We start from the raw sequence: 25,902 nt of genomic DNA, 5'->3' as shown, positions 1-25,902 counted from the left end.
GAACCCCGGCATTTATCCTGGTGGGGAGCTGTGCCAACGGGGGGTTGGTCATGACCGTGCTGGGAACCAGGGCGCTGGGCGGACTGCGGGCCGGATTCGCCGGCACCGTGCTCACCCGTGACGACGCCGCGTACGAGAACGCGCGCACCCTGTTCAACTCGATGATCACCAAGTGTCCGGCCGTGATCGCGCAGTGCGCCAACACCGCCGACGTCGCCCGCGCCATCGCCTTCGGCCGCGCGGAAGGGCTTGAGATCGCGGTACGCGGCGGCGGCCACGGCGTCGCCGGGACCGCCCTGTCCGACGGCGGCATCGTGCTGGACCTGCGCCGGCTGAACCGGGTCACGGTCGACCCGGTCGCCCGCACCGCGGTCGTCGGCGGCGGCGCGACCATGCGCGACCTGGACCGGGCCGGGCAGCCGTTCGACCTGGTCACCACCGGCGGCCGGGTGTCCACCACCGGCGTCGGCGGGTTCACCCTCGGCGGCGGCTCCGGCTGGCTCGAACGCAAGTACGGCCTGGCCTGCGACAACCTGCTCGCCGTGGAGCTGGTCACCGCCGACGGCCAGACCGTGACCGCGAGCGAGAGCAGCCACCCGGACCTGTTCTGGGCGCTGCACGGCGGCGGCGGCAACTTCGGCGCGGCCACCTCGTTCACCTTCCGGCTGTACGAGCTGCCGCAGGTCGCGGTGGCCCTGCTGCTGTGGCGGCCGGAGGCCGGACCGGAGGTCGTGTCGGCGTACCGCGAGTTCATGGAGTCGGCGCCGGACGAGGTCGGCGGCGGCGTCATCTACCTGACCGGCCCGCCCGAGGAGTTCACACCCGAGCACCTGGTCGGGCAGCTGGCCTGCGCGATGCTGGTGGTCTACGCCGGGACGCTGGAGGAGGCGCGGCAGGTCTGCAAGCCGCTGCTGGGGCTGGGGCACGAGGGCGAGCTGCTGGTCGAGGTGCCGTACGCGGAGCTGCAGGGCATGTTCGACGACCCGCCCGGCTACCGCAACTACTGGTCGGCCGAGCACCTGGAGTCGCTGCCCGACGCGGCGGTGCAGCGCTACTGCGAGCGGGCCCGCGACATGGTGGTGCCGTCCCCGTCGCAGCACGTGCTGTTCCCGTACGGCGGCGCCGTGGCCCGCTCGACCGCCGGCTACCCGGTGCCGTGGCGCCGCGCCCCCTGGGTGGTGCACCCGCTGGGCCTGTGGACCGACCCGGAGGACGACCGGCGCGCCATCTGCTGGGCCCGCGACACCCGGGCCGACATGAAGCCCTGGTCCACCGGCGCGGTCTACTCCAACTTCATCGGCGCCGAGGGCGCCGAGCGGGTCGTGGCCGGGTACGGCCTGGAGAACTACCGCCGCCTGGCCGTCGTCAAGTCCCGCTACGACCCCGACAACGTCTTCCACCTCAACCCGAACATCAAACCGGGCTGAGCCCGGGTCCGCCGGGGCTGCGCGTCTCCCGGTTCGTCGCACGGATGCGGCACGATGTCGGGGTGACCGCGCAGACATCCGCCCCCGGGGACGCCCCCGCCCGGCCGCCCGGTGTGGTGCTGTCGGCGGTGCTGGAGCGGATCACGTACGCCAACGAGGAGACCGGCTACACCATCGCCCGGGTCGCCACCGAGAAGCGGGGCGACGACCTGCTCACCGTGGTCGGCGCGCTGCTGGGCGCCCAGCCGGGCGAGAGCCTGCGGATGACCGGCCGCTGGACCTCCCATCCGCGCTACGGCCGCCAGTTCGAGGTGTGGAACTACACCACGGTGCTGCCCGCCACCATCGTCGGCATCGAGCGATACCTCGGCTCCGGCCTGGTCAAGGGCATCGGGCCGAAGCTGGCCGAGCGGATCGTGGCCCACTTCGGCGTGGACACCCTGCGCGTGATCGAGCAGACGCCGCAGCGCCTGATCGAGGTGCCGAAGCTGGGCCCCAAGCGCACGAAACTCATCGCCGCGGCGTGGATCGAGCAGCAGGCCATCAAGGAAGTCATGATCTTCCTGCAGGGTGTCGGCGTCTCCACGTCCCTGGCCGTGCGCATCTACAAGCAGTACGGCGACGGCTCGATCACCGTGGTGCGCGAGGAGCCGTACCGGCTGGCCGCCGACGTGTGGGGGATCGGGTTCCGCACCGCCGACACCATCGCGCGGGCGGTGGGCATCGCCCACGACAGCCCGCAGCGCGTCAAGGCCGGATTGCAGTACACGCTGAGCGAGGCCGCCGACGCCGGGCACTGCTACCTGCCCGCCCCGAACCTGGTCGCCGACGCGGTGAAGATCCTCGCCGTCGCCGACAAGGAGGGCCGCGACCTGGGCGTGCCCGCCGAGCTGGTCACCCGCTGCCTGGCCGAGCTGGTCGACGACGAGGGCGTGGTGCGCGAGCAGGTCCCCGGCGTCGAGGACGGCACGGTGCCCGCCGTCTACCTGGTGCCCTTCCACCGGGCCGAGCGCGGACTCGCCCAGAGCCTGCTCGGGCTGCTGAACACCGGCCGCGACCGGCTGTCGGCCTTCGCCGGCGTGGACTGGGCCAAGGCGCAGGCCTGGCTCAAGGCGCGCACCGGCCACGACCTGGCCCCCGAGCAGGAGCAGGCGGTGCGGCTGGCGCTGACCGAGAAGGTGGCGGTGCTGACCGGCGGTCCGGGCTGCGGCAAGAGCTTCACCGTACGGTCGGTGGTGGAGCTGGCGCGGGCCAAGCGCGCCAAGATCGTGCTGGCCGCGCCCACCGGCCGGGCCGCCAAGCGCCTGGCCGAGCTGACCGGCCACGAGGCGACCACGGTGCACCGGCTGCTCAAACTCCAGCCCGGCGGCGACCCGTCCTACGACCGCGACAACCCGCTCGACGCCGACCTGGTCGTCGTCGACGAGGCGTCCATGCTGGACCTGATCCTGGCCAACAAGCTGGTCAAGGCCGTCGCGCCCGGCGCGCACCTGCTGCTGGTCGGCGACGTGGACCAGCTGCCCTCGGTCGGCGCGGGCGAGGTGCTGCGCGACCTGCTCAACGCCGACGTCATCCCGCGCGTGCGGCTCACCCAGATCTTCCGGCAGGCGCAGGAGTCCGGCGTCGTCGTCAACGCCCACCGCATCAACCGGGGCGAGTTTCCGCAGCTCAAAGGCTTCCCGGACTTCTTCTTCTTCGAGTGCGACGACACCGAGGCGACCGCGCCGCTGGTCGTCGACCTCGTCTCCAAGCGCATCCCGAAGCGGTTCGGGTTCGACGCCCGCCGCGACATCCAGGTGCTCACCCCGATGCACCGCGGCCCGGCCGGCGCGGGCAACCTGAACCTGCTGCTCCAGGAGGCGCTCACGCCCTCGGTCGAGGGCAGGCCGGAGCGCCGCTTCGGCGGCCGGGTGTTCCGGATCGGCGACAAGGTCACCCAGATCCGCAACAACTACGACAAGGGCACCGCCGGGGTCTTCAACGGCACCGTCGGCGTGGTCACCGGCCTGTCCCCGGAGGACCAGTCGCTGACCGTGCGCACCGACGAGGACGAGGACGTGCCCTACGCGTTCGACGAGCTGGACGAGCTGGTCCACGCGTACGCGATCAGCATCCACCGCTCGCAGGGCTCGGAGTATCCGGCCGTCGTCGTCCCGCTCACCACCGCCGCCTGGATGATGCTCCAGCGCAACCTGCTCTACACCGCCGTCACCCGGGCCAAGAAGCTGGTGGTGCTCGCCGGCTCCACCCGCGCGCTGGCCGTCGCCGTGCGCACCCTCGGCGCGGGCCGCCGCCACACCGCCCTCGACCACCGCCTCCTCCCCCTCGCCTGAGGGTAAGGAAGGGCCCCTTCTTATCGCTTTCCGTAGTAGAAGGGCCCCTTCTTGACGGTGTCGGCCGGAGCCCGGGAGCGGGCTACGCCGAGTGCGAACGGGGTGGCAGGCCGGCGCGGGCGGCGGTGATGCTGGGTCGCATGCGACTGCTGGTGCTTGGTGGGACTGTCTTTCTCGGACATGAGGTGGCGGCGCAGGCCGTCGCGGCCGGACACGAGGTCACGTGCGTGGCACGGGGCGTGTCGGGCAGGGTGCCGGACGGGGTGCGCCTGGTCGCCGCCGATCGCGATACCCCCGACGGTCTGTCGGCCCTCTCGGGCGAGTCCTTCGACGCGGTGATCGACGTGGCGCGCCGCCCGAGCCACGTCCGCAGCGTGCTGGACCAGCTCGGCGACCGGATCGGGCACTGGGTGCACGTCTCCAGCTGCTCCGTGTACGCCGACCACAGCGTGCCCGGCCGCACCCCGGCCGACACGCCGCTGCTGCCCGCGGCCACGCCCGAGCAGGACGACGCGGTCGGCGCGAACTACGGCCCGGCCAAGGTCGGCTGCGAGCGGGTGCTGCTCGAAGCGCTCGGGCCGGACCGCGTGTTCCTGTGCCGGGCCGGTCTGATCGTGGGCCCGGGGGACCGGTACAACCGGTTCGACTACTGGGTGTCGCGGCTGGCCCGGGGCGGCGAGGTGCTCGCGCCGGGGGCGCCCGACGAGTGGGCGCAGTGGGTGGACGTGCGCGACCTGGCCGCCTGGCTGCTGCACGCGGCGCGGCACCGGCTCGCGGGCGCCTACGACGGGATCGGCGCGCCGCTGCCCCGAGGCGAGTTCTTCGCCGGCGTCGCGGCGGCGCTGGGCACGAACCCGGAGCTGACCTGGGTCGACCAGGACTTCCTGCTCGACCACGGCGTGAACGAGTGGATGGGCGAGCGGTCGCTGCCGATGTGGGTGGCGCTGCCGGAGTACGACGGGTTCATGTGCCGGGACGTCAGCGGCTCGCTGGCCGCCGGGCTGGTCACCCGGCCGCTGGCCGACACCGTGCGCGACACGTACGCCTGGCTGCCCGCCGCGACCGACCGGGCCGTCCCCGCCAGCGGCATCACCCCCGCCGACGAGGCTGCCCTCCTGGCCGCCTTCCACGCGTCCCGCTGAGCGCCGCGCGCGCCCGAGGTCGGGTGCAGTTTTGGGGAAAGTGCCGGAATCTTGGGCCCGATTCGAGCACCTTCCCCGAAACTGCACGAACGCCGCCGTCGTGGCGCGCGCCGGCGCCGGGCGCCGGGCGTCAGAAGGGGATTTTGTCGATCTTGTCCTGCCAGGCGCGGAAGGGGTCCATCAGGTTCGGGGTTACGACCTGAACGACGGGGGTGGACCACAGCTGCCGGGGCATCTCGAACAGGTTGTAGAATCGAAGGTCGTCGAAGCCGTTGCGGGCGGCGTCGACGCGGGTGGCGCCGTAGACGACGCGGTCTACGTGCGCCCACAGGGCCGCGGCCAGGCACATCGGGCAGGGCTCGCATGAGGAGAAGAGCACCGTCCCGGGGATCTGGAACGCCATCAGCTGGCGGCAGGCGGCCCGGATGGCGGTGATCTCGGAGTGGGCGGTGGGGTCCAGGTCCTTGACGACCCGGTTCACGCCCTTGCCGATGATCTGGTCGCCCTTGACGATCAGGCTGGCGAACGGCCCGCCGCCGAGTTCGACGTTGGTCACCGCGGACTGCACCGCGATGGCCAGGAAGGCCCGGTCGGCCTCCTCGGTCATGATCGTCGAGTGGGGCAGCGTCGCCACCTACTCAGGGTATGCCCAGACCCCGGCCCCGCTGCCTGATCCGGGGGCACAAGGTCTCATAAATCGGCCCAAAATCGGGTAAGTGCCGTTAAAGCACGGGCGGTTCGGCGTGATTCTCCCCTCAGCGAGGGCTACGGCAGGTGCCGAACCGCAGGGCTTACGGTGAAACTTAACTACTGATAAAGGATCTCCCGATAAAGCGAGGGAAAGTCGTGGCGGATGTGAACCTGGAAACCCCGGGCGGACACCTCTCCCTGGATGTACAGCCCGCCGTCGAGGGCGCCTCTGGCCTCGACATCGGCAAGGTGTTGAAGGAGACGGGGTTCGTCACGTACGACCCGGGCTTCGTCAACACCGCCGCCTGTACCTCCGCGATCACGTACATCGACGGTGACGAGGGCATCCTTCGTTACCGCGGTTACCCCATCGAGCAGCTGGCGGAGAAGTCGACCTTCCTCGAGGTCTCCTACCTGCTGATGTACGGCGAGCTGCCCACCGCCGCGCAGCTGAGCGAGTTCTCCGACCGCGTCCGCATGCACACGCTGCTGCACGAGGACATGAAGCGCTTCTTCGAGGGCTTCCCGAAGGACGCGCACCCGATGGCCGTGCTGTCGGCCGCCGTCAGCGCGCTGGGCACGTTCTACCAGGACAGCCTGGACCCGTTCGACAACGACCAGGTCGAGATCTCGACCGTGCGCATGCTGGCCAAGGCGCCCACCATCGCGTCGTACGCCTACAAGAAGTCCATCGGCCAGCCGATGCTCTACCCGGACAACTCCCTCGGGTACGTCGACAACTTCCTGCGCATGACCTTCGGCGTGCCGGCCACGTCGTACGAGATCGACCCGGTCTTCGCCAAGGCGCTGGACCTGCTGCTCATCCTGCACGCCGACCACGAGCAGAACTGCTCGACGTCGACCGTGCGCCTGGTCGGCTCGGCGCAGGCCAGCCTGTTCGCCTCGGTTTCGTCGGGCGTGAACGCGCTGTCCGGGCCGCTGCACGGCGGTGCCAACGAGGCCGTGCTGTCGATGCTGGAGCGGATCCGCGCCGAGGGCGGCGACGTGCAGTCGTTCGTGCGGAAGGTCAAGGACCGCGAGGACGGCGTACGCCTGATGGGCTTCGGCCACCGGGTGTACAAGAACTACGACCCGCGCGCCGCGATCGTCAAGAAGGTGGCGCAGGACGTGCTCGGCCGGATGGCCAAGCCGGACCCGCTGCTGGACCTGGCCATGCAGCTGGAGGAGATCGCGCTGGCCGACGAGTTCTTCGTCTCGCGCAAGCTCTACCCGAACGTGGACTTCTACACCGGCCTGATCTACAAGGCCATGGGCTTCCCCACGAAGATGTTCACGGTGCTGTTCGCGCTGGGCCGCCTGCCCGGCTGGATCGCGCAGTGGCGCGAGATGATCAGCGACCCGGCCACCAAGATCGGCCGCCCGCGCCAGGTGTACATCGGCTCGCCGGAGCGGAACTTCGTGCCGCTCGACCAGCGCTGACGACTGCTCCCAGACCGCCCTTCGCCCCGCTCCCGGCTGGCGAAGGGCGGTTTTTCGCTGCTCAGGTGTGGTAGCTGTAGTGGATGGGCATCGTCTCGCCGGGGTTCCACGGGCGGCGCTCGGCGGCGGCGCCGGAGCTGCCGCCGGGGCAGTACCTGACCGAGGACTTCCCCGTGCTGACCGCCGGGCCGACGCCCCGGGTGCCGACCGACGCCTGGGAGTTCACGGTCGTCACGGAGGCGGGGCAGCGGTACGCGTGGAGCTGGGCTGACCTCATGGCGCTGCCCGGCCAGACCGTCACCGTCGACCTGCACTGCGTGACGAAGTGGTCGAAGCTGGGCACCACCTGGACCGGGGTCAGCCTGGACACGCTGCTGGAGAACGTCGAGACCGCGGCCGACTACGCGCTGGTGCACTCCTACGGCGGGTACACCACGAACCTGCCGGTGGAGGACCTGCTCGACGGGCAGGCGTGGATCGCGTTCAAGTACGAGGGCGAGGACCTCGCGCCCGCGCACGGCGGCCCGGCCCGGCTGCTGGTGCCGCACCTCTACCTGTGGAAGTCGGCCAAGTGGGTGCGCGGCATCCAGCTGCTCAACGAGGACGAACCGGGGTTCTGGGAGAGCGCCGGCTACCACGACTACGGTGACCCATGGCGCGAGCAGCGGTATCAGGGGGACTGAGCCGGCGGCTGGAGTGGCGCGTGGCGCGGCTGGTCGAGCGCCGCGCCGAGACGCCCAGCGCGCAGACGCTGGTCCTGGACGTGCCGGACTGGCCGGGGCACCTGCCCGGCCAGCACGTGGACGTGCGGCTGACCGCCGAGGACGGATACAGCACGCAGCGCAGCTACTCCATCGCCTCGGCGTCCGACGGCTCGCGCCTGGAGCTGACCGTGCAGCGGGTCGACGACGGGGAGGTCTCGCCGTACCTGGCCGACGTGCTGGCGGTGGGGGATCCGGTGGAGCTGCGCGGGCCGGTGGGCGGCTGGTTCGTGTGGCGGCACACCGACACCGCGCCGGTGACGCTGGTCGCGGGCGGCTCCGGGATCGTGCCGCTGATGGCGATGGTGCGCACCCGGCGCGCGGCGGGCAGCAAGGCCCTGTTCCGGCTGCTCTACTCGGTGCGTACGCCGCAGGACTGCATCTACGCCGACGAGCTGCGCAGCCGTGCGCGCGACGACTTCGGCCTGGACGTCGCGTACGTCTACAGCCGGCAGGCGCCGCAGGGCTGGCCCGGCGAGCCGCGGCGGCTCGGGGTGGCCGACGTGAACACGCACGGCTGGCCGGCCGACTTCCAGCCCGCCTGCTTCGTGTGCGGGCCGACCGGCTTCGTGGAGACGGTCGCCGACATCCTCATCGCGCTCGGCCACGAGCCGCGCCGGGTGCGCACGGAACGCTTCGGCCCGAGTGGCCCCTGACCGAGAGGGCGATCATGACTCCGTTCCACGGCCCGTATGACGACGGCGACTACGCCGACGGCAACGCGCTGGCCGGGCCGCTGCGGGAGATCTTCGCGGTGGACCTGACGGCGGCCAGCGGCAGGTGCGCCCACTGCGGCGCCGAGGGGCCGGTGGCGCTGCTGCGGGTGTACGCGCACGCGCCCGGCCTGGTCGCGCGCTGCCCCTCCTGCACGGAGGTGGTCATGCGGCTGGTCCGGGGCCCGAACAGCGCCTGGCTGGACCTGCGCGGCGCGACCAGCATCCGCATTCCGCTCGGCGTTGAATGAGCCTTCTGTGCGATTTAATCCCGGTAGATTCGATCTTATGCCGATTCTGACCGAAGCAGACGTCGCCCTGCTCAACGAAGCCCAGCTCGCGCACGTCGCCGTGACCGCCTTCGACGGCTCGCCGCACGTCACCGCCGTGTGGATCGACACCGACGGCGAGCACATCATCTTCAACACCGCCAAGGGCCGGGTGAAGTACGACGCCCTGGTCCGCGACCCGCGCGTGGGCATCTCGGTGGTCGACCGCGCCGACGACTACCGCGCCCTGTGGGTGCAGGGCACCGCCGAGCTGGTCGAGGAGGGCGCCCGCGCCCACATCGACAAGCTGTCCAACAAGTACCTGGGCAAGGACTACCCGTTCGCCAAGCCGGGCGAGGAGCGCGTCATCGTGAGGATCACGCCGACCGCCAAGCTCGGCCAGGGCTGACCCTCACTCGGTGCGCAGCGCCGGTACGGGGTCGAGGCGGGCGGCGCGCAGCGCGGGCACCACCCCGAACACGACCCCGACCGTCGCCGCGACCGCGACGCTGAGCAGCACCGACCACCAGGTGAGCGCGGCGGGCACGGGGGTCAGCCGGTCGATCAGCACCGACCCCAGCGCGCCGGCGCCGACGCCGGCCACGCCGCCGGCGCTGGTCAGCAGGACCGCCTCGGCCAGGAACTGGGCGGCGATGTCGGCCGGCCCGGCGCCCAGCGCCCGGCGCAGCCCGATCTCGCGGACCCGCTCCCGCACCGACACCAGCATGATGTTGGAGACGCTCACGCCGCTGACCAGCAGCGAGATCCCGGCGGTGGCGGCCAGCACCGCGCCGAGCAGGGCCAGCACCCGGTCCAGCACCCCCACGATCTGGTCCTGGGTGACGACGCTGAACTCGGTCTCCGGATGGCGGGCGGCCAGCTCGGCCGAGATGCGCCGGGTCAGGTCGGCCAGCTGCGCGGGCGCGTCGGCGCGTACCGCCATCAGATCCACCCGGCCGGTGCCCAGCAGCCGCTGCGCCGTCGTGAGCGGGATGTGCAGCTCGTCGTCGCGGTCCACGCCCAGGCTCTGCCCGAGCGGGGCGAACACCCCGATCACCCGGAAGCGCACCCCGGCGACGCCGACCTGCGCCCCGACCGGGTTCGCGGCGCCGAACAGCGTGCGCGCGACGGTGGCGCCCAGCACCGCGACCCGCCGCGACAGGTCCACATCGGTGGGCGACAGGTAGGTGCCGGCCGTCAGCTGCCGGGTCAGCACCCGGGGCGAGTTGTCCAGCGCGCCGACGACGCTGGTGAACATCCTGGCGTCACCGGCCCGTACCGTCTCGCCGGAGGCGACCGAGGCGGACACCCGGTCCGGGTCGCCGACCACCCGCGCCACCGCGTCGACGTCGGCCAGCTGCATCCGGGACGTCGCGGGCATGCCCACCTCCAGCTTGCCGGGCACCACCAGCAGCAGGTTCGAGCCCAGGCTGGACACGGTCCCGGCCACCTCCTGGCGGGCGCCGCTGCCGACCGCGACCAGCGCCGTCACCGAGGCGACCCCGACGGCGACCCCGAGCATGGTCAGCGCGCTGCGCAGCGGGGCGGCGCGCAGCGACGCGGCGGCCACCCGGCACGCCTCGGCGAACCTCATCACCACTCCGTTCCGGTGTCGGCGGTGATCCGCCCGTCGTGCAGCACGATCCGCCGCCGGGCGCGGTCGGCGATGCGGCGCTCGTGCGTGACGATCGCCAGGGCCACCCCGCGCTCGGCGTTCAGCTCCTCCAGCAGCCGCAGCACCTGCTCGCCCGAGGCCGAGTCCAGGTTGCCGGTGGGTTCGTCGGCCAGCAGCACCGCCGGCTCGGTGACCAGCGCCCGTGCCACCGCGACCCGCTGCTGCTCGCCGCCGGACAGCTGGCCGGGCCGGTGCTGCGCCCGGTGCGCCAGGCCGACCCGGTCGAGCAGGTCCAGGGCGCGGCGGCGCCGCTGCGGGCCGGGCACGCCCCGGTACACCAGCGGCAGGGCGACGTTGTCGACCGCGCTGGCCTGCGGTTGCAGGTGGAAGCTCTGGAACACGAAGCCGATCACGCTGCTGCGCAGCCGGGCCAGCCGGCCCGCCGGCAGCGTGCCCGCGTCCTGGCCGTCGATGAGGATCCGCCCGGCCGTGGGCCGCTCCAGGCCCCCGAGCAGGTGCATCAGCGTCGACTTGCCGGAGCCGGAGGGTCCGGTCAGGGCCACGTGCTCGCCGCGGCCGATGCGCAGGTCCACCTCGCGCAGGGCGGCCACGGCGCTCGGGCCGACCCGGTACTCCCGCGACACCTGCCGCGCCTCCAGCACCGCCGCGCCACCGGCGGCCGTCACTCGACGGTCATCCCCTCGCGTACGTGCTCCAGCCCCGCGGCCACGACCTGGTCGCCCTCGGCCAGCCCTTCGAGGATCTCGGTCCGCCCGTCGCCCGCCGCTCCGATCTTGACGGCCTGGGCCACCGCCTTGCCGGCCCGGACCAACCAGACGAAGCTCTGCCCGAGCTTGGTGAACAGCGCGTCGGTGGGGACCGACAGCTTGGCGTTCGTGTCGCCCACCGGCAGGTGCGCCACCGCGGACATGCCGGGCAGCGGCACCGGGTCCAGCTCGCCGTTGAAGGCGAACTTCGTCCGGTACGACACCCCGCCCCGCGCGGCCCGGGTCGGCAGCACGTCGATCGAGGTGATGGACGCGTTGAACCGCGCGCCCGGCGCCGCCTCGATGCTGACGGTGGCCTCGTCGCCGTTCTTGACGTTCAGCACGTCGGTCTCGTCGATCTCGCCGACCAGCGACAGTTCGGTGGTGTCGACGACGGTGACGATGGCCCGGCCCGCGGTCACCGGGTCGCCGACCTCCGGGGTGTCGTTGACGCCGACCTCCCCGGTGCCGCCGACGCCGACGTCGATGCCGGTGATGCTGGGCAGCAGGGACGCCAGCGGCCCCTGCGGCAGGCGGTCGGCCAGCAGTCCGGCGATGACCGAGTTGCTCTCCGGCCCCCCGGGCTGCACCGTGCCGTCGATCGGGGCGACCAGGGTGAGCGCGTCCACGGTGTTCTGCGCGGCTTCGGCGGCCGACTGGGTCAGCAGCCGGGTCACCGCGTTGAGCCCCACCAGGATCTCGTCCAGCTTCTTCAGGTTGTCACGTACGTCGTCGGCGAACTCGTCGAGGTCGTCGATGGTGTCGTCGAGCAGGTCCTCCTGCTCGTCCAGCTCTTCGAGCAGGGTGTCGCGCAGCTCGCCCGGGGGGATGAGGAGCTCGGCGAGGTCGCGGTAGAAGTCGATCGTGTTCTGGTCGTTGTCCTTGCGGTCCTCGATCAGGTCGTGAAGATCGGCCGGGGTGATCTTCTTGATGTCCTTGACCCGGCTGGCGGCCTGCCGGGCGAGGGCCAGCCGCTGCATGGCCAGCGGGGATTCGATGCGGCCCAGCACCTCGCCCCGGTGCACGAACTGCCCCGGCTGCACGGTCAGCTCCACCAGCACCCCGCGGGCGGGGGCGCGCAGCGTGGCCGAGTTGCGCGCGGCCACCTGCGCCGGGACGTCGATGAACTCCGAGACGCTCGCGCGGCGCACCTCGTCCAGCACGATGGCCGGGTCCGGCTCCTCGACCGCCGCCGCGGCCATGGTGAAGGGCAGCGTGGCGGCCGTCAGTCCCAGTACGGCGCGGCGGGCGGTGGAGGCACGGGTCACCCGCGCCAGCCTAGGCCGCATCGTGTCACATTACGGACTTATCACCCTCGTGTCCCGCGAACTTCCCCCGTCGCAGGGCCGATCGGACGATCCGGCGCGGATCCCCGCGGTCGTAGGGTGTCGCAATCTTGACAGCACATTCACAGGGGATCGCGTACCCATGTCGAAGAGAGCCGCGCCGTACCTCCTCCTGCTCATCGGGCTGCTGCTGGCTGTCGGCGGCTTCCTGCTGCGCGACACCAAGGTCACCTGCGCCGGCGAGGAGTTGAGGCCCGGTGAACCGTGCGTCGAGTACTCCGACACCAGCCGCACCGCCTACACCTTCGACGAGTTCTCCGCCAAGCACGAGCGGCAGACCCTGGTCATCATGGGCAGCGGTCTGCTGCTCGTGGGGTGGGGCGCGGTAGGCGCCTGGCGCCAGGGCCGCAAGCAGGACACCGGCGCCTGGGCCGCCCCCGCGCCGGTCACAGCTCCTTCAGGTACGACTGCTGGCTCGCGAATATCTCGTAGCCGAACCAGTCGTTGACCGCGAGTATCGGCGCGTTCTCGTAGTTGTTGCAGGTGAAGGCGGTGTGGATGCCTGCCTGCGCGGCCAGGCGCAGCGACTCCCACTTGACCAGCCGGGCCAGCCCGCGCCCCCGGTACGCCCGCAGCGTCGACGTGGTCTGGGTCATCGCCCGGCCCAGGTCCCGGTTGCCCTCGACCAGCGTCAGCGCGGCGGGCACCCCGTCGACCAGGGCCACCACCCCGACGTCGGGCAGCTGGTCGGGGCTGCGCCAGGTCCGGTCGAGCCAGTCGTCGTAGCGCAGGCCGTCGAAGGGTACGTCGCCGGGCAGGTCCAGCATGGCCGCGTGCTCGACCGCGAACACCGCCTCGGGCCCCACCTCGGCGGCCGAGCGCAGCTCGACCCCGGCCGGAACCGGCGGCCGCGGCGGCAGCGAGCCGGTGTCGACGCGGGAGAAGCGGTTGCGCTCGCCGGGCCGGTAGCCGCGCGCCAGCGCGAAGGCGTGGTCGGCCGGGTCCTGCTCGGCGATGCCGCGCACCTGCCGCGCGCCGATGTCGCGTAGGTGCGCCTCCAGCCGGTCGTGCAGCGCCGAGCCGATGCCGCGCCCGCGGTGAGCGGGGTCCACGACGATATGGATCATGGCAGCGCCGGGCTGCGTGGTGTAGTCGTTGAACGAGGCCGCGCCCAGTGCCACGGGCACGCCGTCGACCTCGGTCAGCAGCCGCAGCATGCGCGAGGCCGGGGTCGCCGTGCGCCACCGGTTGACCTGGTTGGCCAGGCTGACGACATACCAGGGCAGGGCGGCGTAGCGGATCCGGGACAGCTGCGGCACGTCCGCCTCGGTCGCCTCGCGGATGATCGGCTCGCCCATCACAGCTCCTTCAGCACGGACCACTCGGCCGCGCAGACCTGGTAGCCGAGCCAGTCGTTGACCGCGAGCATCGGCTTGTTCTCGTAGTCGTTGCAGGTGATCGCGGTGTGGATGCCGACCTCGGCGGCCTTGCGCAGCGCGGCCGACTTGACCAGCTTGGCCAGGCCCCGGCCGCGGTACTCGCGCAGCGTGCAGGTGCCGGTCGAGGTGCCCCGGCCGGTGGCCTGGTCGGCCTCCATGAACGTCGCGCACGCGGGCACCCCGTCGACGACCGCCACGGTGCCGACGTGGTGCTGCTGGTCGGGGCTCTCCCAGTAGCGCTGGAGCCACAGGTCGTAGGGCGTGCCGTCGTACGACACGTCGCCCGGTTCGTCGATCGAGGCGGCCTGGTCCAGGTCGTAGACCGCGCGCGGACCGGCCTCGGCGAGGCTCAGCAGGGTGACGCCCGGCGGCAGCTCGGGCTGCGGTGGCAGGGTGCGTGTGTCCAGCTGCGAGAAGCGGTCCTTGGCCCCGAGGCTGAAGCCGCGGCTGCGGGCGAAGGCCAGCGTCGCCTCGTCGTCGTTGGCCCACGCGTGCACCCGGGTGGCGCCGATGTCGCGCAGGTGCGCCTCCAGGCGGCTGTGCAGTGCCGAACCGGTGCCCCGGCCCCGGAAGTCCGGATCCACCACCAGCGTCAGCGCGCCGGTGTTCGGCACCGAGGTCTGCAGGTTCAGGTTCGCCGTGCCGAAGCCGACGACGCGGCCGCCGTGCTCGGCCAGCAGCCGCAGCGCCCGGCTGGCCTCGGGCACGGTGCGGAACCAGTTCTCCTGCGCCGCCACGCTGGCCGTGAACCAGGCATAGCTGGCGGTCCGGAGGCGGGCCAGCTCGGGTACGTCCGCCAGGGTCGTGTTGCGGATCAGCAGTTGTTCGGTCACGCCCCCTGTCTAGCAGCGGCCGCAACCCATTTACCTCAGTCGCGCAGGGCGAGGTCCGCGGTCGTGCGCTGCCCGGCCGCGACCGTCACGCGTACGGGGGCGGAGGCGCGGGCGCCGTCCCGGGCGAGCAGGTCGTAGGTGCCGGGCAGCAGCTGCCACTCGTACCGGCCGTCCTGGCCGGTGGTGACGGCCTTGTCCGGGACGGCGGGGGCGGAGCTGTCGGCGCCCGTGGGGACGACCAGCGCGCTCGGCACGGGCCGGCCGGCCGCGTCCTGGACGATGCCCGTGACGGTGCCCCACACGGCGGGTCCGGCGGACCTGTCCGGCGTCGCGGGCGAGCCGGAGCTGCCGCAGGCGGTGAGCGCGGCGGTGATGACGGCCAGCGCGACCAGCAGGCGAACGTGTCTCACAGTTCCTCCTTTGCCTGTGTGATGAGACTGCCCAAGGCGGGGTCGGGTTCCGTACGCTCATCGGGAGGGCGGAGGCCGGTGTCGTCGGTCTCCGCCCTCCCTTCCGTCACGGCTGGTTGATCCAGTAGTTGATGAACGACATCACGGTCGGGTTGAACCGGGTGCCGCTGTTCTGGTTGTTGACGGCCCCGTTGGTGTGGATGCCGCCGATGCACCACCCGCTGCACAGGCCGGGCGTCACGGAGTTGTAGTGGTAGAGCGGGGCGCCGCTCTGGCCGTTGAAGGTGTCGATCTGGTACCAGACCCGGGTGGCCGACTGGCTGCTGATCGGGTCGCTGTCCCACCACATCGTCGCGTAGGGCTTGTCGCCCGGGTAGCCTTCGACGTAGAAGTACTGCCCGGTCAGCGTCTCGCCGGTGTTGTACCACCAGCCGAACCAGCCCACCGTGTTGCCGATGTCGCAGGTGAGCTTGATCAGGCCGTAGTCGTGGTCGGGCGAGCCGGTGCTGATCCAGTCGGACGTCGTCCAGACGTCGTTGATGCCGCCGCTGCACGAGCCGTAGGGCTCGCTCGCGCCGTTCTTGCCGGGGGTCGCCCGGTAGGAGGTCACCCAGCCGCCGTAGTAGACGCAGTGCCCGGCGGTGACCACGACGTCCCGGCTGAGCATGAAGCCGGTGCAGCCGCCCTGGTTCGTCGACAGGTGGACGATCGCGTTCCAGGGGTAGGTGGTCGGCGCGCCCTCGGCGATCCGCTCGTCGGTGCCGATGACGCTGTCGGGGTTGACGGTGCCGCCGGTGCCGATGGCCGACCCGGAGAGCGGGCTCTTGCCGGCGGTCACCCCCTTGCCCTGGGTGTTGCCGCTGGCTCCGGCGCGGGTCACCGAGGCGAACGCCGAGGACGGGATGGTGATGGTCTTGCCGGCGCCGTTGACCATGGTCACGCCGCCGGTCGGGGCGGCGGCCTCAGGCGCCGCGGCGGCGGGGGAGGCGGCGGCGCTGAGCGCGGTGGCCGCCAGGAGGGCGGCGACCAGCAGGCCGCGCCCCCAGAGCGGGGTCGGGGAGGTGGATGGTGCGGGGATGCGACGTCGGCTCACGTCGGCTCCTTCCGGTGGAAGTGTCGGGCCCGATCGGCTCGACACACCACCATAAGGACATATTTAGATCAATGACTATGACCTACCTAAACGTAGCGTGACCGGTTGACGACATGAAGGAGTGGGGGCTGAAGGTTGCGGCATGCCGGTGTCACGCGTAACGGAGCCGGGTACGGCACCCGCCCGCTGGGCAGCCGGGCGGGTGCCGTACCCGTGTCCTCAGAGCGTCAGCGTCCAGCTGTTGACGTAGCCGGTGTCGCTCGACGCCGCGTCCTGCACCCGCAGCCGCCACATGCCGTTGGCGGCCTCGCTCGACAGGTTCACGGTGAAGGTCTGGTCGATGTTGTCGGCGCTGCCGCCGGCCCGGTTGGCCAGCGTGTAGACGCTGCCGTCCGGCGCCACCAGCGCCACCACCAGGTCACCCTTGTACGGGTGCACGATGTGCACCTCGGCGGTGGCCGTCGCCGAGGCGTTGCGCGCGCAGCCGGTGATGGTGATGTCGCTGTAGACCGTGCTCAGGTCCGGGATGGCGACGTCGGTCGGGTTGGTGCCGGTGCAGCCGGGCGCCCCGTTGACGGTCAGCGTGTAGGTCGCGGTCCGGGTCGCCCCGGTGCCGGTCCCGGTCACGGTGACCGGGTACGTCCCCGCCGGGGTCGACGCCGAGGTGCTGACGGTCAGCGTCGCCGACTGCCCGGAGGTGACCGAGGCCGGGCTGAACGACGCGGTCGCGCCGCTGGGCAGGCCGCTCGCGGTGAGGTTGACGGTCTGCGCCGCACCGTTGGTGACCGCCGTGGCGACCGTGGCGGTCACCGCGCTGCCCGGGTTGACCGCGCCCGAGGCCGGGCTGAGGCTCACCGAGAAGTCGTTGGCGGCCGTGCAGTACTGCGCCTGCTTGTTGATGGCCCGGTACGGGCAGTCGGCGTACTCCGACAGCAGCAGCACCGCGTCGCGGTTGCGCGAGGTCTGCGCCGCGATCACCTCGTCGGCCGGGTAGAAGCCGGGGCTGGACGAGACCGGGTACATCTCGAACGTGTACGTCCACACCCGCTGGTCGCCCCAGAGCCAGTCGGTGATGTCGCCGTCGGTGACGTACAGGTCGCTGCCCTGCTCCGGGGTGTAGCCGTTGGTGGCCGCCATCTGCTGGCCGATGGTGGCGAACGTGTTGCGCTCGTCCAGGGTCATGCCCGGGTTGACCGTGTCGGCGGTGGTGTACCCGAACGGCCACAGGATCAGCTCGCCGTACGTGTGGAAGTCGATGTTGGCCTTGACCTGCTGCACCCCGCCGATCCGGCGCGACAGCACGAAGTCGCGCAGCACCTGCGCCTCCGGGGTGGAGAACGCCGACGGACCCCGGTAGGTCTCGCTGGAGGTGCTGCCGCTGGAGCCGCCGCAGCAGCCCCACTTGTAGCCGAAGTTGCGGTTGATGTCCGTGCCCACGCTGCTCGAACCGCTGTTGGGCTGCCGGTTCTTGCGCCAGGAGCGGTAGGAGCCGGTGGCGATGTCGTACTCGCCGCCGTCCGGGTTGAGGTCCGGGATGATCCAGATCTCGCGGGAGTCGACCGCGGCGCGGACCCGGCTGTCCGTGGCGTACTGGTCGGTGAGCAGGTTGGCCAGGTAGAGCGCCATCTCTACGGTCAGGTGCTCGCGCGCGTGCAGGTGTGCGTTGATCAGGACCTCGGGCTCGTTCTCGTCGGTGCCGACGTTGTCGGAGATCTTCAGGGCGGTGATGGCCCTGCCCTCGTACGAGGTGCCGATCTGGGTCTTCGTCGCCAGCGTCGGGTGGTCGGCCACGATCTTGTTCAGCTCGGCGGTCGTCTCGGCGAAGTCGTGGTAGCCCGAGTCCGCCGACGGGAAGCCGTAGGCGATCGCGCCGGGGCTGGCCGCCTGGGCCGGGCCGGGCTGCTGTTCGAGGGTGAAGCCGAGCGCCCGGATGCGGGCCACCTCGGCGCCGGTGGCGGTGATGTAGACCCGGCCGTGCTCGACCAGGTCGATCGCGGCCCCGGTGCGGGCCACGGCGTTGCGGTCGGCCACCGTCCGGGGGCCGACGACGAGGTACTGCGCGGAGCTGTCCGGGGCGCTGCTGGGGCCGACCGGCGCGGCGGCGGCCGGTGCGGTGACGGCCAGGGCCGCGCCGAGGGTCAGCGCGGTCAGCAGGAGTCTGCGTCGCATGGGGAACCAGTCCTTTCCGGGGGTATGGGGCAGGCCCGGCCGACGGGGGAGCGACCGGGCCTGCCAGGAGTGAGGTCAGAGGGTGAGCGTCCAGCTGTTGATATAGCCGGTGTCGGCCGACGCGGCGTCCTGGACACGCAGGCGCCAGGTGCCGTTGCGAACCTCGCTGGACAGGTTCACGGTGAAGGTCTGGTCGATGTTGTCGGCGCTGCCGCCGACGCGGTTGGCCAGCGTGTACGCGCTGCCGTCCGGCGCCACCAGCGCCACCACCAGGTCACCCTTGTACGGGTGCACGATGTGCACCTCGACCGTCGAGGTCGCCGACGCGTTGCCGGTGCAGCCGGACAGGGTGATGTCGCTGTAGACCGTGCTCAGGTCCGGGATGGCCACGTCGGTGCCGTTGGTGGCGGCGCCGCAGGTGCCGACCGCGTTCACGGTCCAGCCGAACGAGGCGGTGCCGCTCTTGCTCGCGCTGTCCGTGGCGGTCACCACCACGGTGGAGGTGCCCGGGGTGGTCGGCGTGCCGGTGATCTGGCCGGTGCTCGCGCTGATCGACAGGCCCGCCGGCAGCCCGGTCGCCGACCAGCTGTACGGCGCGGTGCCCCCGGAGGCGGTGTTGTTCAGCGTGACCGCAGTGCCCACGGTGGTGGTCTGGTTGCCCGGGTTGGCCACCGCGACGCCGCCGGGCGCCCCGCCCAAGGACACGGCCGCGTTGTAGATGTCGTTGGCGAAGTAGCGGACCTCGGTGTACACGCCCGGGTTCTGGGCGCGGGCGCAGCCGGTGCCCCAGCTCGTGATGCCGACCTGGACCCACTCGTTGGCGGCGTTGCGCTTGAACATCGGGCCGCCGGAGTCGCCCTGGCAGGTGTCGACGCCGCCGGAGCTCCAGTTGCCGGCGCAGATCTCCTCGTTGGCGATCAGCCCCGAGTAGTCGCCGCCCGCGCTCTGGCACTGGGTGTCGGTGATGAAGGAGACGTCGGCCTTGCGCAGGTAGCGCTGCTGCGCGCCGCCCTCGCTGGCCGCGCCCCAGCCGGCCACGGTGAACGTGCCGCTGTGCAGGGAGGTGTCGGTGGCGATCTTCAGCAGCGGGGCCTGCGTGATCGGGCTGGACAGGCGGATCAGCGCCCAGTCCTTGCCGGTGCCGTTGTAGCCGGGCGCGCGGTAGACGTAGTTCGACGTCCGGGTGACCCGGCTGGTGCTCTGCAGGTCGACCACGCCCCAGGTGGCGGTGATCGAGCTGTTGTTACCGGTGGCCCCGACGCAGTGGGCCGCGGTGAGCACCAGGCTCTGGGTGTACATGGCACCGCCGCAGCCCATGGACAGGCGCACCATCCACGGGAACTCGCCCTGCGTGGCGAGCACGCCGCCGACGATCGGCTGCGGGCCCCCCGGGCCGACGGGCACCGCCTGCGCGGGCGCCGCCGCGGCCAGGCCGCCGATGACGGCCGCGGTCAGCGCGATCGCGCCGCCCCGCAGGGCCGTTCGTAGTGATTGCCGCACGGATCCTCCCAAGGTCCGACCGGCCGCCCGGCGGCTTCTGGCCCCGGGCAGCGGTGAGTTCCCCTGGAAGGTAACGATTCCAGTGATACATGGCAATATTGAAGTTAGTAAAATCCTTGGTCAGCCTGCGGCGTAGAACAGCTGCGCGCCGGTGTGCAGCGGCACGGGGTCGGTCTGCGGGGCGATCGTCTTGTCGATGTTGCCGCCCTCGGGGTGCACCGCGGCGAGCTCCGGCCGGTAGGTGAACAGCAGCTCGGTGAGCTTGTTCGCCAGCTCGATCGGCATGTCCTCGCCCACCACGATCAGGTTCGGCACGGCCACCGTCTCCACGCTGCGGTCCAGCCCGTACGCCGTCTTCGGGATCATGCCCGCCGCGTAGACGTCCGGGTGCGCCTTGTACAGCGCGGGCAGCACCTCGGCCAGCGGCACCAGCGTGAACCTGCCCGGCGACTGGTCGAACAGCGCGGTGAGGCCGACCGTGGGCAGGCCCGCGGTGTAGAACATCGCGTCCAGCCTGCCCTGGCCCATCATCGTCGTCATCTGCGACAGCGACGCCGAGGTGCGGTCCAGGTCCCGGTCCGGGTTGAGGCCGGCCGCGGTGAGCACCCGCAGCGCCACCAGCTCGGTGCCGGAGCCTTTCGGGCCGGTCGCCACCCGCAGGTCGCGCAGGCCCTTCACCGACGAGATGTGGGCGTCGGCGCGCACCACCAGGTGGGTGTAGCTGTTCCACACCCGGGCCAGGGCGCGCAGCCGGACCGGCTTGCCCGTGAAGGCGCCCTTGCCCGCGGCCGCGTCGGCGGCCACGTCGGCGAAGGTGAACGCGACGTCCACGTCGCCGCGGGCGAGGCGCTGCAGGTTCTCGCCCGCGCCGTTGGTCGGCGGGGCCAGCGCCTCGTACCCGGGCAGGTGCCGGTTGACGACGTCGGCGTAGCCCCCGCCGATCTGGTTGAACACGCCGTTGGTGGGGCCGGTGCCGATGGTGAGGATGCCGTTGTGCCAGGGCGGCAGGCCGCCGTCCGTCTCGGACGAGCACGCCGTCGTGACGGCGGCCAGCAGCACGGCCGACACCAGCACAGCCAGTCGGCGCCGGATCCTCGTCATGTCAGGCGTCTGCCCGGGCACCGGGCTCCAGCGCGTACGCCACGCGGTGGGCGAGCAGGGCCGTCTCGTACCCGATCTGGCCCAGGTCGCAGCCCGGCGCGGTCACCACGGCCAGGAAGGCCCGGTCGCGTACGGCCATGATGAGCAGCACGCCCTCGTCCATGTCCACCACCGTCTGGCGCACCTGCCCGGTGTTGAGGCAGGTCGCGGCGCCGACGGTGAGGCTGGCCAGGCCGCTGGTGATGGCGGAGAGCTTGTCGGACAGGTCCTGGCGCAGTCCCTCGGACGACGCGATGGTCATGCCGTCCACGGACACGGCGAGGGCGTAGGTGACGTCGGCGATCCGTTTGGCGAACGAGGTCAGCAGCCAGTCCAGGCTGTGGACCTCTTCGGCACCGGCGAGCTGGGCGGAGTTCTGAGTCATGGGGTGCTTTCCTTCTTAGCCGGCGAGCTTGCCTGCTGCTCGAGGGCCAGCTCGCGGTGAGCGGCCGCGATACCGGTGGCCAATCCCGACAGCCGGGTGCGGACCACTTCCGGGTCCAGGGCGTCGACACGTGGTCGTCTTGCCGTGCCGCCGTCCGGTGCCAGCACGTCGCCGGGTCGGCGACGCGGCAGCCCCGACGGCAAGAGCTCGCGTTCGTGATGAGCGGGGGGAGCGGCGACGACCGCAGGGATCACCTGGGTCGCCGCGTCGGTGCCGCCGGCCGGACGGGCCGGGAAGTGGGCGGCGGACGGGGGGAGGGCGGATGAGGGGACGGACGGAGTCGGGGGGACTGCCGTGACGGTGATGATCGGGGACGGGACGGTCGGTGAGTCGAGCGTAGGCGATGGCACGGTCGGCGAGGGATCCCGTGCCGGTTCCGTGCCCGCGCGCCTGGTCCGCAGCGTCTCGCCGTCGGGCAGCGCCGGGCCGGGCGCGGCCACGGTCAGCCGCTCGGCCGCGACCGGCGGCGGAGCCAGCAGGGTGGTGGGCAGCAGCACCAGGGCCACGGTGCCGCCGCCGGGGCTGCTGCGCAGCTGCACCGTGATGCCGCGCCGGGCCGCGATCCGGGCCACCACCAGCAGACCCATGGTGCGGGTCAGGTCACTGGTCAGGGTGGACGGACGGGTCAGCCGCTCGTTGATCTCGTCGAGCTGCTGCGGCGGCATGCCGATGCCGGAGTCGAACACGCTGAGGGTCAGGCCGTCCACGCCGCGGCGGCTGGAGACCAGCACCCGGCTGTTGGGCGGGGAGAAGTCGGTGGCGTTCTCCAGCACCTCGGCCAGCAGGTGCACCACGTCGCCGACCGCGTGGGCGACCACGGACAGGTCGGCGATGGCCTGGGTCTCGATGCGGGTGTACTGGTCGATCTCGGCGGCCGCCGCGTGCACCACGTCGATGAGCAGCTCGCTGCGTACGAACCGGCGGCTGGGCTCGCCGCCCGCCAGCACCAGCAGGTTCTCCTCGTTGCGGCGCATGCGCGCGGCGAGGTGGTCCAGCGCGAACAGCCGGGCCAGCGACTGCGGGTCGGTCTCGTCGCGTTCGAACTCGTCGATCAGGTGCAGCTGCCGCTGCACCAGCGTCTGCCCGCGCCGGGACAGGTTGACGAACATCGCCGACACGTCGTTGCGCAGCATCGCCTGGTCGGCGGCCAGGCGCAGCGCCTGCTGGTGCAGCGCGCCCAGCGCCGCGCCGACCTCGCCGATCTCGTCGGCGGGCCCGGACAGCTGGGCGTCGACCCTGGTCGTCGCGGCCTTGGTGAGGCGGCGGACCGTCTCGGCGCTCGGCGCGGCGGAGACCTCGGCGATGGCGGTGGGCAGCTCGTCGGTGGCGACGGTGAGCGCGGCCCGGCTCAGCTTGCGCAGGCCGCGGCTGGTGCGTACGGCCAGGAACACCGCGAACGCCAGCGACACCAGGATCGCGGCGACCGTGCCGCTGCCGGCCAGCCAGGCCTTGCGCACCGCGTTGGCCTGCAGCATGGCGGCCCGGTCGTCGAGGCTGGTGACGACCTCCAGCTCGAACAGGTACAGCCGCCGCAGCGCGTTGGTCTGGGCGATGTGCCAGGCGTCGGGGTCGATGCGCAGCGCCGCCGGGTCGGTGTCGCCGCGCAGCGCCGCCGCCAGCAGCTGCTCGGCCTTGGTCACGTCCTCGCCGCTGACCACCCGGAGGTACCGGGCGTGCAGGCTCGCCCCGGCGATCGGCTCGAGCTGGGCCTCGCGTTCGATCTGGGCGCCGTGCAGCTCGGCGAGCTCGGCCAGCTGGCCGGGCTCGAACCGGTTGCGGCCGAACGCCTCGCGCAGCAGGCCGCGCGCCTCCGACCGGTGGTGCTCGATCGCGTTGAGCACCGAGATGGTGCGGGCCAGCGCGTTCAGGTCCGGGTCCTTGGGCTCGGCGGCCAGCGCCTCGCCGACGGCGACCATCGCGTGGGTGAGGTCGTCGTAGATCTCCTCGGGGGAGCCCTCGCCCTCGCCGCCCTCCGCGTTCAGCGCCTGGGGCTGCTGGGCGCGGTCGCGCAGCTGGGGCAGGGCGGACAGGTCGGCACCGGCCTCGGCCAGCAGCTCGCGCAGGGCGGGCGTGGTCTGCATGACCTTGGCCGTGGTCTGGGTGTAGCGCACCACGGCCTCGTCGGTGCGCTTGCGCTGGGTCGCGAGCAGCTGCGCACCCGCCTTGCCGCCGCGCTGCAGCAGCGCCTCGGTCTCGGCGATCTCAAGTTCGAGCTGGTGGTTGAGCCGGACGGTGGCGGTGAGCGCGTCGGTCAGCACCACCGACTGCCGGGCGTCGTCGATGCTGCGCATCGCCGCCCGGGTCTGGACGCCGCCGAGCACCGCGAGCGCCGCCGTGGCCACGGCGATCGGCAGGAGCAGCCGGTACCGGATCGAGCGCAGCGGCTTGACCCGGCGGCGCGCCGGCAGGGCCGGTTCGGTGTCCCGTGCGTAATGAGGTGCCCACGGCGGCGTGGAGCCGCTCGTGCCTGTCATCCCATGCACCTCCGGACGGTGTGTCGCGCCTTGTTGAGCGTTGCGTGCGCAAACGTGCGCCACAACCCCCGAACCGTCCACCGGACGGCTACTTCGTGGTCATCTAGGACGACACGTTCGTCGGTACCGGTGGGCGGATCTGAGGCGATGGTAGATGTTTCAACGGTGTTGCGCTGAAGCGCTCTCACGTTAACGGCTTCCTGTCGTCACCGGGCGTGTGGCGGCGTCCGGAACCGACGGCTGTGGGTAGCCTGACCCGGATTACCTAATAATCGGTGATTTGGGGGATAGATGAAGACCCGCACCAACCTCGTCCTGACGGCGGTGCTGGCCGTCGCATTGGGCGGCGCCGCCTGGGCGGTGCTGCGACCGGCGGCGTCGGCATCGGACCCGGGCGGCGCGGCCGACGCGCCCGTCGTCACCGAGCCCGCCGTCGAGGGCAAACTGGTCAGCGGCGCCGACGTGCACATGGAGACCGCGCCCGGGGCCGCCGAGGCCGCCGCGCACAGCCACGGGGCGACGCTGGGCTGCACCGACTGGGAGATCTGGACCGCGCGGCCCGCTACCCGGGTCTGGTTCGGCGGATGCGTGAGCGGCTCGCAGACGGTGCACGCGCACCTGGCCGACGGCGTGTTCGAGAACGAGTTCGCCGGGCGCGCGGACCTCGCCGCCGACCGCGACTACGAGCTGCGGGTGCGGTACCGGTTCGACGCGGCGGGCGGGCAGACCACGTGGGGGCCGTACGCGCGGCGCGCCTTCCGCACCGACGCCCAGCGCAAGCCGCTGCCCAACGGCGACCGCTGGGTGGTGCGCCAGCCCGGCTACCGGGTCGAGGAGGTGGCTGACGGGTTCGAGCTGCCGGTGCACATCGCGATGGTGCCCGAGCACTCCGACGACCGCGCCGCGCCGCTGGCGTACGTGACGGAGCTGTACGGCTCCATCAAGGTCGTCACCGGCGACTTCAAGACCCGCACCTACGCCGAGGACCTGCTGAACTTCGACCCCAGCGGCAAGTTCCCCGGCAAGGGCGAGACCGGCGTGACCGGCGTGGTGGTCGAGCCGAGGACCGGCGACGTGTTCGCGGCGGTCCTGCACGAGTCCGGCGGCAGGCACTACCCGCGCGTGATCCGGCTGCACAGCACCGACGGCGGCCTGCGCGCGGCGAAGCAGACCACGGTGCTGGACATGCCGGGGGAGTCGCAGGAGGCCGCGCACCAGATCTCGCAGCTGACCATCGGGCCGGACGGGAAGCTCTACGTCCACATGGGCGACGGCATGACCCCGGAGACCGCCCGTGACCTGTCCTCCTTCCGGGGCAAGATCCTGCGGCTGAACCTGGACGGCAGCGCCCCCGAGGACAACCCGTACTACGACGCCAAGGACGGCGTCACCGCCCGCGACTACGTGTACGCCCTGGGCTTCCGCAACCCGTTCGGCGGCGCCTGGCGCCCCGGCGGCGGCTACTACGAGGTCGAGAACGGCACCTCCATCGACCGCCTCGCCAAGGTGGACCGGGGTGCGGACTACCGGTGGAACGGCGAGCGCGAGAGCATGCGCGAGCCCGCCCTGTACGTCTGGGAGCGCTCGACCGCCCCGACCGCCATCGCCTTCATCGACCCGCAGGTCAACCACGGCGCGGGCTTCCCGCAGGACAAGTACGGCCACATGTTCGTCGCCGAGAGCGGGCCCACCTACGCGCTCGGGCCGCAGGAGCTGGGCAAGCGGATCGTGGAGTTCACGTTCGCCCCGGACGGCTCGGTGTCGGACCCGAAGCCGCTGATCGAGTACAACGGCAAGGGCCGCTCGACCGTGGTCGGCCTGGCCGCGGGCCCGGACGGCCTCTACTTCACCGCCCTGTGGCCCGACGCCGAGGACGACGACCCGACCTCCGCCAACGCCAAGGTCTACCGGGTCCGCTACACGGGCTGACCGGTGACGCAGAGCGCCCCGCGACGA

The 25,902-nt window shown here is 72.0% G+C and carries 23 protein-coding genes; 10 read left to right on the top strand and 13 right to left on the bottom strand.

Translation table 11 applies throughout. From position 1 onward, the window contains the following. The first annotated feature begins 50 nt into the window (after positions 1–50). From QEZ54_RS26160 to QEZ54_RS26150, 3 genes are all read left to right on the top strand, one after another. Complete coding sequence (locus QEZ54_RS26160) at positions 51–1,427, top strand: FAD-binding oxidoreductase (protein ID WP_281307361.1); 1,377 nt, start codon at positions 51–53, stop codon at positions 1,425–1,427. Between the two features lie 113 nt (positions 1,428–1,540). Then, positions 1,541–3,760 (top strand): ATP-dependent RecD-like DNA helicase, encoded by a 2,220-nt coding sequence (locus QEZ54_RS26155; RefSeq protein WP_281307392.1) that lies wholly within the window; start codon positions 1,541–1,543, stop codon positions 3,758–3,760. Positions 3,761–3,900: 140 nt separating this feature from the next. Further along, positions 3,901–4,902: an NAD-dependent epimerase/dehydratase family protein gene (locus tag QEZ54_RS26150; protein WP_281307360.1), complete on the top strand. Its 1,002-nt coding sequence runs from the start codon at positions 3,901–3,903 to the stop codon at positions 4,900–4,902. Between the two features lie 130 nt (positions 4,903–5,032). On the opposite strand, the gene QEZ54_RS26145 is transcribed toward QEZ54_RS26150, so the two are convergent. Further along, positions 5,033–5,536: a nucleoside deaminase gene (locus tag QEZ54_RS26145; RefSeq protein ID WP_281307359.1), complete on the bottom strand. Its 504-nt coding sequence runs from the start codon at positions 5,534–5,536 to the stop codon at positions 5,033–5,035. A gap of 212 nt (positions 5,537–5,748) precedes the next feature. Between QEZ54_RS26145 and QEZ54_RS26140 the strand changes: the two genes are divergently transcribed. The 5 genes from QEZ54_RS26140 to QEZ54_RS26120 all read left to right on the top strand — a co-directional run bounded on the left by QEZ54_RS26140 (position 5,749) and on the right by QEZ54_RS26120 (position 9,184). Further along, positions 5,749–7,032: a citrate synthase gene (locus QEZ54_RS26140; RefSeq protein WP_281307358.1), complete on the top strand. Its 1,284-nt coding sequence runs from the start codon at positions 5,749–5,751 to the stop codon at positions 7,030–7,032. Between the two features lie 83 nt (positions 7,033–7,115). Continuing rightward, the gene (locus tag QEZ54_RS26135) at positions 7,116–7,715 is read left to right on the top strand and encodes a sulfite oxidase-like oxidoreductase (protein ID WP_281307357.1); all 600 of its coding nucleotides are present in this window, start codon (positions 7,116–7,118) and stop codon (positions 7,713–7,715) included. Further along, the gene (locus QEZ54_RS26130) at positions 7,685–8,449 is read left to right on the top strand and encodes a ferredoxin reductase (protein ID WP_281307356.1); all 765 of its coding nucleotides are present in this window, start codon (positions 7,685–7,687) and stop codon (positions 8,447–8,449) included. The genes QEZ54_RS26135 and QEZ54_RS26130 overlap by 31 nt, the downstream gene beginning before the upstream one ends. Before the next feature lie 14 nt (positions 8,450–8,463). Continuing rightward, positions 8,464–8,757: a DUF6510 family protein gene (locus tag QEZ54_RS26125; protein WP_281307355.1), complete on the top strand. Its 294-nt coding sequence runs from the start codon at positions 8,464–8,466 to the stop codon at positions 8,755–8,757. A gap of 37 nt (positions 8,758–8,794) precedes the next feature. Then, entirely contained in the window at positions 8,795–9,184 is a 390-nt protein-coding gene (locus tag QEZ54_RS26120; RefSeq protein WP_281307354.1) for a PPOX class F420-dependent oxidoreductase, read from the top strand. Positions 9,185–9,187: 3 nt separating this feature from the next. Here QEZ54_RS26120 and QEZ54_RS26115 read toward each other — a convergent pair whose 3' ends face one another. Genes QEZ54_RS26115 through QEZ54_RS26105 form a run of 3 tightly spaced genes read right to left on the bottom strand, consistent with a single transcriptional unit; the run spans position 9,188 to position 12,425 of the window. Then, positions 9,188–10,369, bottom strand: coding sequence for an ABC transporter permease (locus tag QEZ54_RS26115; protein ID WP_281307353.1), 1,182 nt, complete (start codon positions 10,367–10,369; stop codon positions 9,188–9,190). After that, entirely contained in the window at positions 10,369–11,052 is a 684-nt protein-coding gene (locus QEZ54_RS26110) for an ABC transporter ATP-binding protein (RefSeq protein ID WP_348650575.1), read from the bottom strand. Before QEZ54_RS26110 ends, QEZ54_RS26115 begins: the two co-directional genes overlap by 1 nt. Before the next feature lie 20 nt (positions 11,053–11,072). Then, on the bottom strand, positions 11,073–12,425 hold the full coding sequence (locus QEZ54_RS26105; protein WP_281307351.1) for an efflux RND transporter periplasmic adaptor subunit: 1,353 nt from the start codon (positions 12,423–12,425) through the stop codon (positions 11,073–11,075). A 160-nt stretch (positions 12,426–12,585) separates the two neighbouring features. Between QEZ54_RS26105 and QEZ54_RS26100 the strand changes: the two genes are divergently transcribed. After that, positions 12,586–12,951: a hypothetical protein gene (locus QEZ54_RS26100; protein WP_281307350.1), complete on the top strand. Its 366-nt coding sequence runs from the start codon at positions 12,586–12,588 to the stop codon at positions 12,949–12,951. Here QEZ54_RS26100 and QEZ54_RS26095 read toward each other — a convergent pair. The 9 genes from QEZ54_RS26095 to QEZ54_RS26055 form a co-directional block, all read right to left on the bottom strand. Further along, positions 12,890–13,801 carry a GNAT family N-acetyltransferase gene (locus tag QEZ54_RS26095; RefSeq protein WP_281307349.1) on the bottom strand — a complete coding sequence of 304 codons (912 nt, stop codon included), beginning with the start codon at positions 13,799–13,801 and terminating at the stop codon, positions 12,890–12,892. The two genes, QEZ54_RS26100 and QEZ54_RS26095, sit on opposite strands and share 62 nt — an antisense overlap. Beyond that, positions 13,801–14,715, bottom strand: coding sequence for a GNAT family N-acetyltransferase (locus tag QEZ54_RS26090; RefSeq protein WP_281307348.1), 915 nt, complete (start codon positions 14,713–14,715; stop codon positions 13,801–13,803). The genes QEZ54_RS26095 and QEZ54_RS26090 overlap by 1 nt, the downstream gene beginning before the upstream one ends. A 35-nt stretch (positions 14,716–14,750) precedes the next feature. Then, positions 14,751–15,125, bottom strand: coding sequence for a carboxypeptidase-like regulatory domain-containing protein (locus QEZ54_RS26085; protein ID WP_281307347.1), 375 nt, complete (start codon positions 15,123–15,125; stop codon positions 14,751–14,753). Positions 15,126–15,231: 106 nt separating this feature from the next. Beyond that, complete coding sequence (locus QEZ54_RS26080; RefSeq protein WP_281307346.1) at positions 15,232–16,218, bottom strand: trypsin-like serine protease; 987 nt, start codon at positions 16,216–16,218, stop codon at positions 15,232–15,234. Between the two features lie 219 nt (positions 16,219–16,437). Next, positions 16,438–18,387 carry a M14 family metallopeptidase gene (locus QEZ54_RS26075; RefSeq protein ID WP_281307345.1) on the bottom strand — a complete coding sequence of 650 codons (1,950 nt, stop codon included), beginning with the start codon at positions 18,385–18,387 and terminating at the stop codon, positions 16,438–16,440. Between the two features lie 75 nt (positions 18,388–18,462). After that, positions 18,463–19,887 (bottom strand): trypsin-like serine protease, encoded by a 1,425-nt coding sequence (locus QEZ54_RS26070; protein WP_348650571.1) that lies wholly within the window; start codon positions 19,885–19,887, stop codon positions 18,463–18,465. Between the two features lie 120 nt (positions 19,888–20,007). Beyond that, a complete protein-coding gene (locus QEZ54_RS26065) occupies positions 20,008–20,988 on the bottom strand; it encodes a TAXI family TRAP transporter solute-binding subunit (RefSeq protein ID WP_281307344.1) in 981 nt (326 codons plus the stop codon). Position 20,989: 1 nt separating this feature from the next. Then, positions 20,990–21,412, bottom strand: a complete 423-nt coding sequence (locus QEZ54_RS26060; RefSeq protein WP_281307343.1) for a roadblock/LC7 domain-containing protein — start codon at positions 21,410–21,412, stop codon at positions 20,990–20,992. Further along, the gene (locus QEZ54_RS26055) at positions 21,409–23,946 is read right to left on the bottom strand and encodes a nitrate- and nitrite sensing domain-containing protein (RefSeq protein WP_281307342.1); all 2,538 of its coding nucleotides are present in this window, start codon (positions 23,944–23,946) and stop codon (positions 21,409–21,411) included. Before QEZ54_RS26055 ends, QEZ54_RS26060 begins: the two co-directional genes overlap by 4 nt. 291 nt (positions 23,947–24,237) lie before the next feature. On the opposite strand from QEZ54_RS26055, the gene QEZ54_RS26050 reads away from it, so the two are divergent. Beyond that, positions 24,238–25,875, top strand: coding sequence for a PQQ-dependent sugar dehydrogenase (locus QEZ54_RS26050; protein WP_281307341.1), 1,638 nt, complete (start codon positions 24,238–24,240; stop codon positions 25,873–25,875). The last annotated feature ends 27 nt before the right edge of the window (positions 25,876–25,902 follow it).

The sequence above is a fragment of the Catellatospora sp. KI3 genome (assembly GCF_029948125.1).
Taxonomy (GTDB): domain Bacteria; phylum Actinomycetota; class Actinomycetes; order Mycobacteriales; family Micromonosporaceae; genus Catellatospora.
Note: the sequence above shows the minus strand (reverse complement) of the source record. Positions and strands in the feature narration are given on the sequence as shown.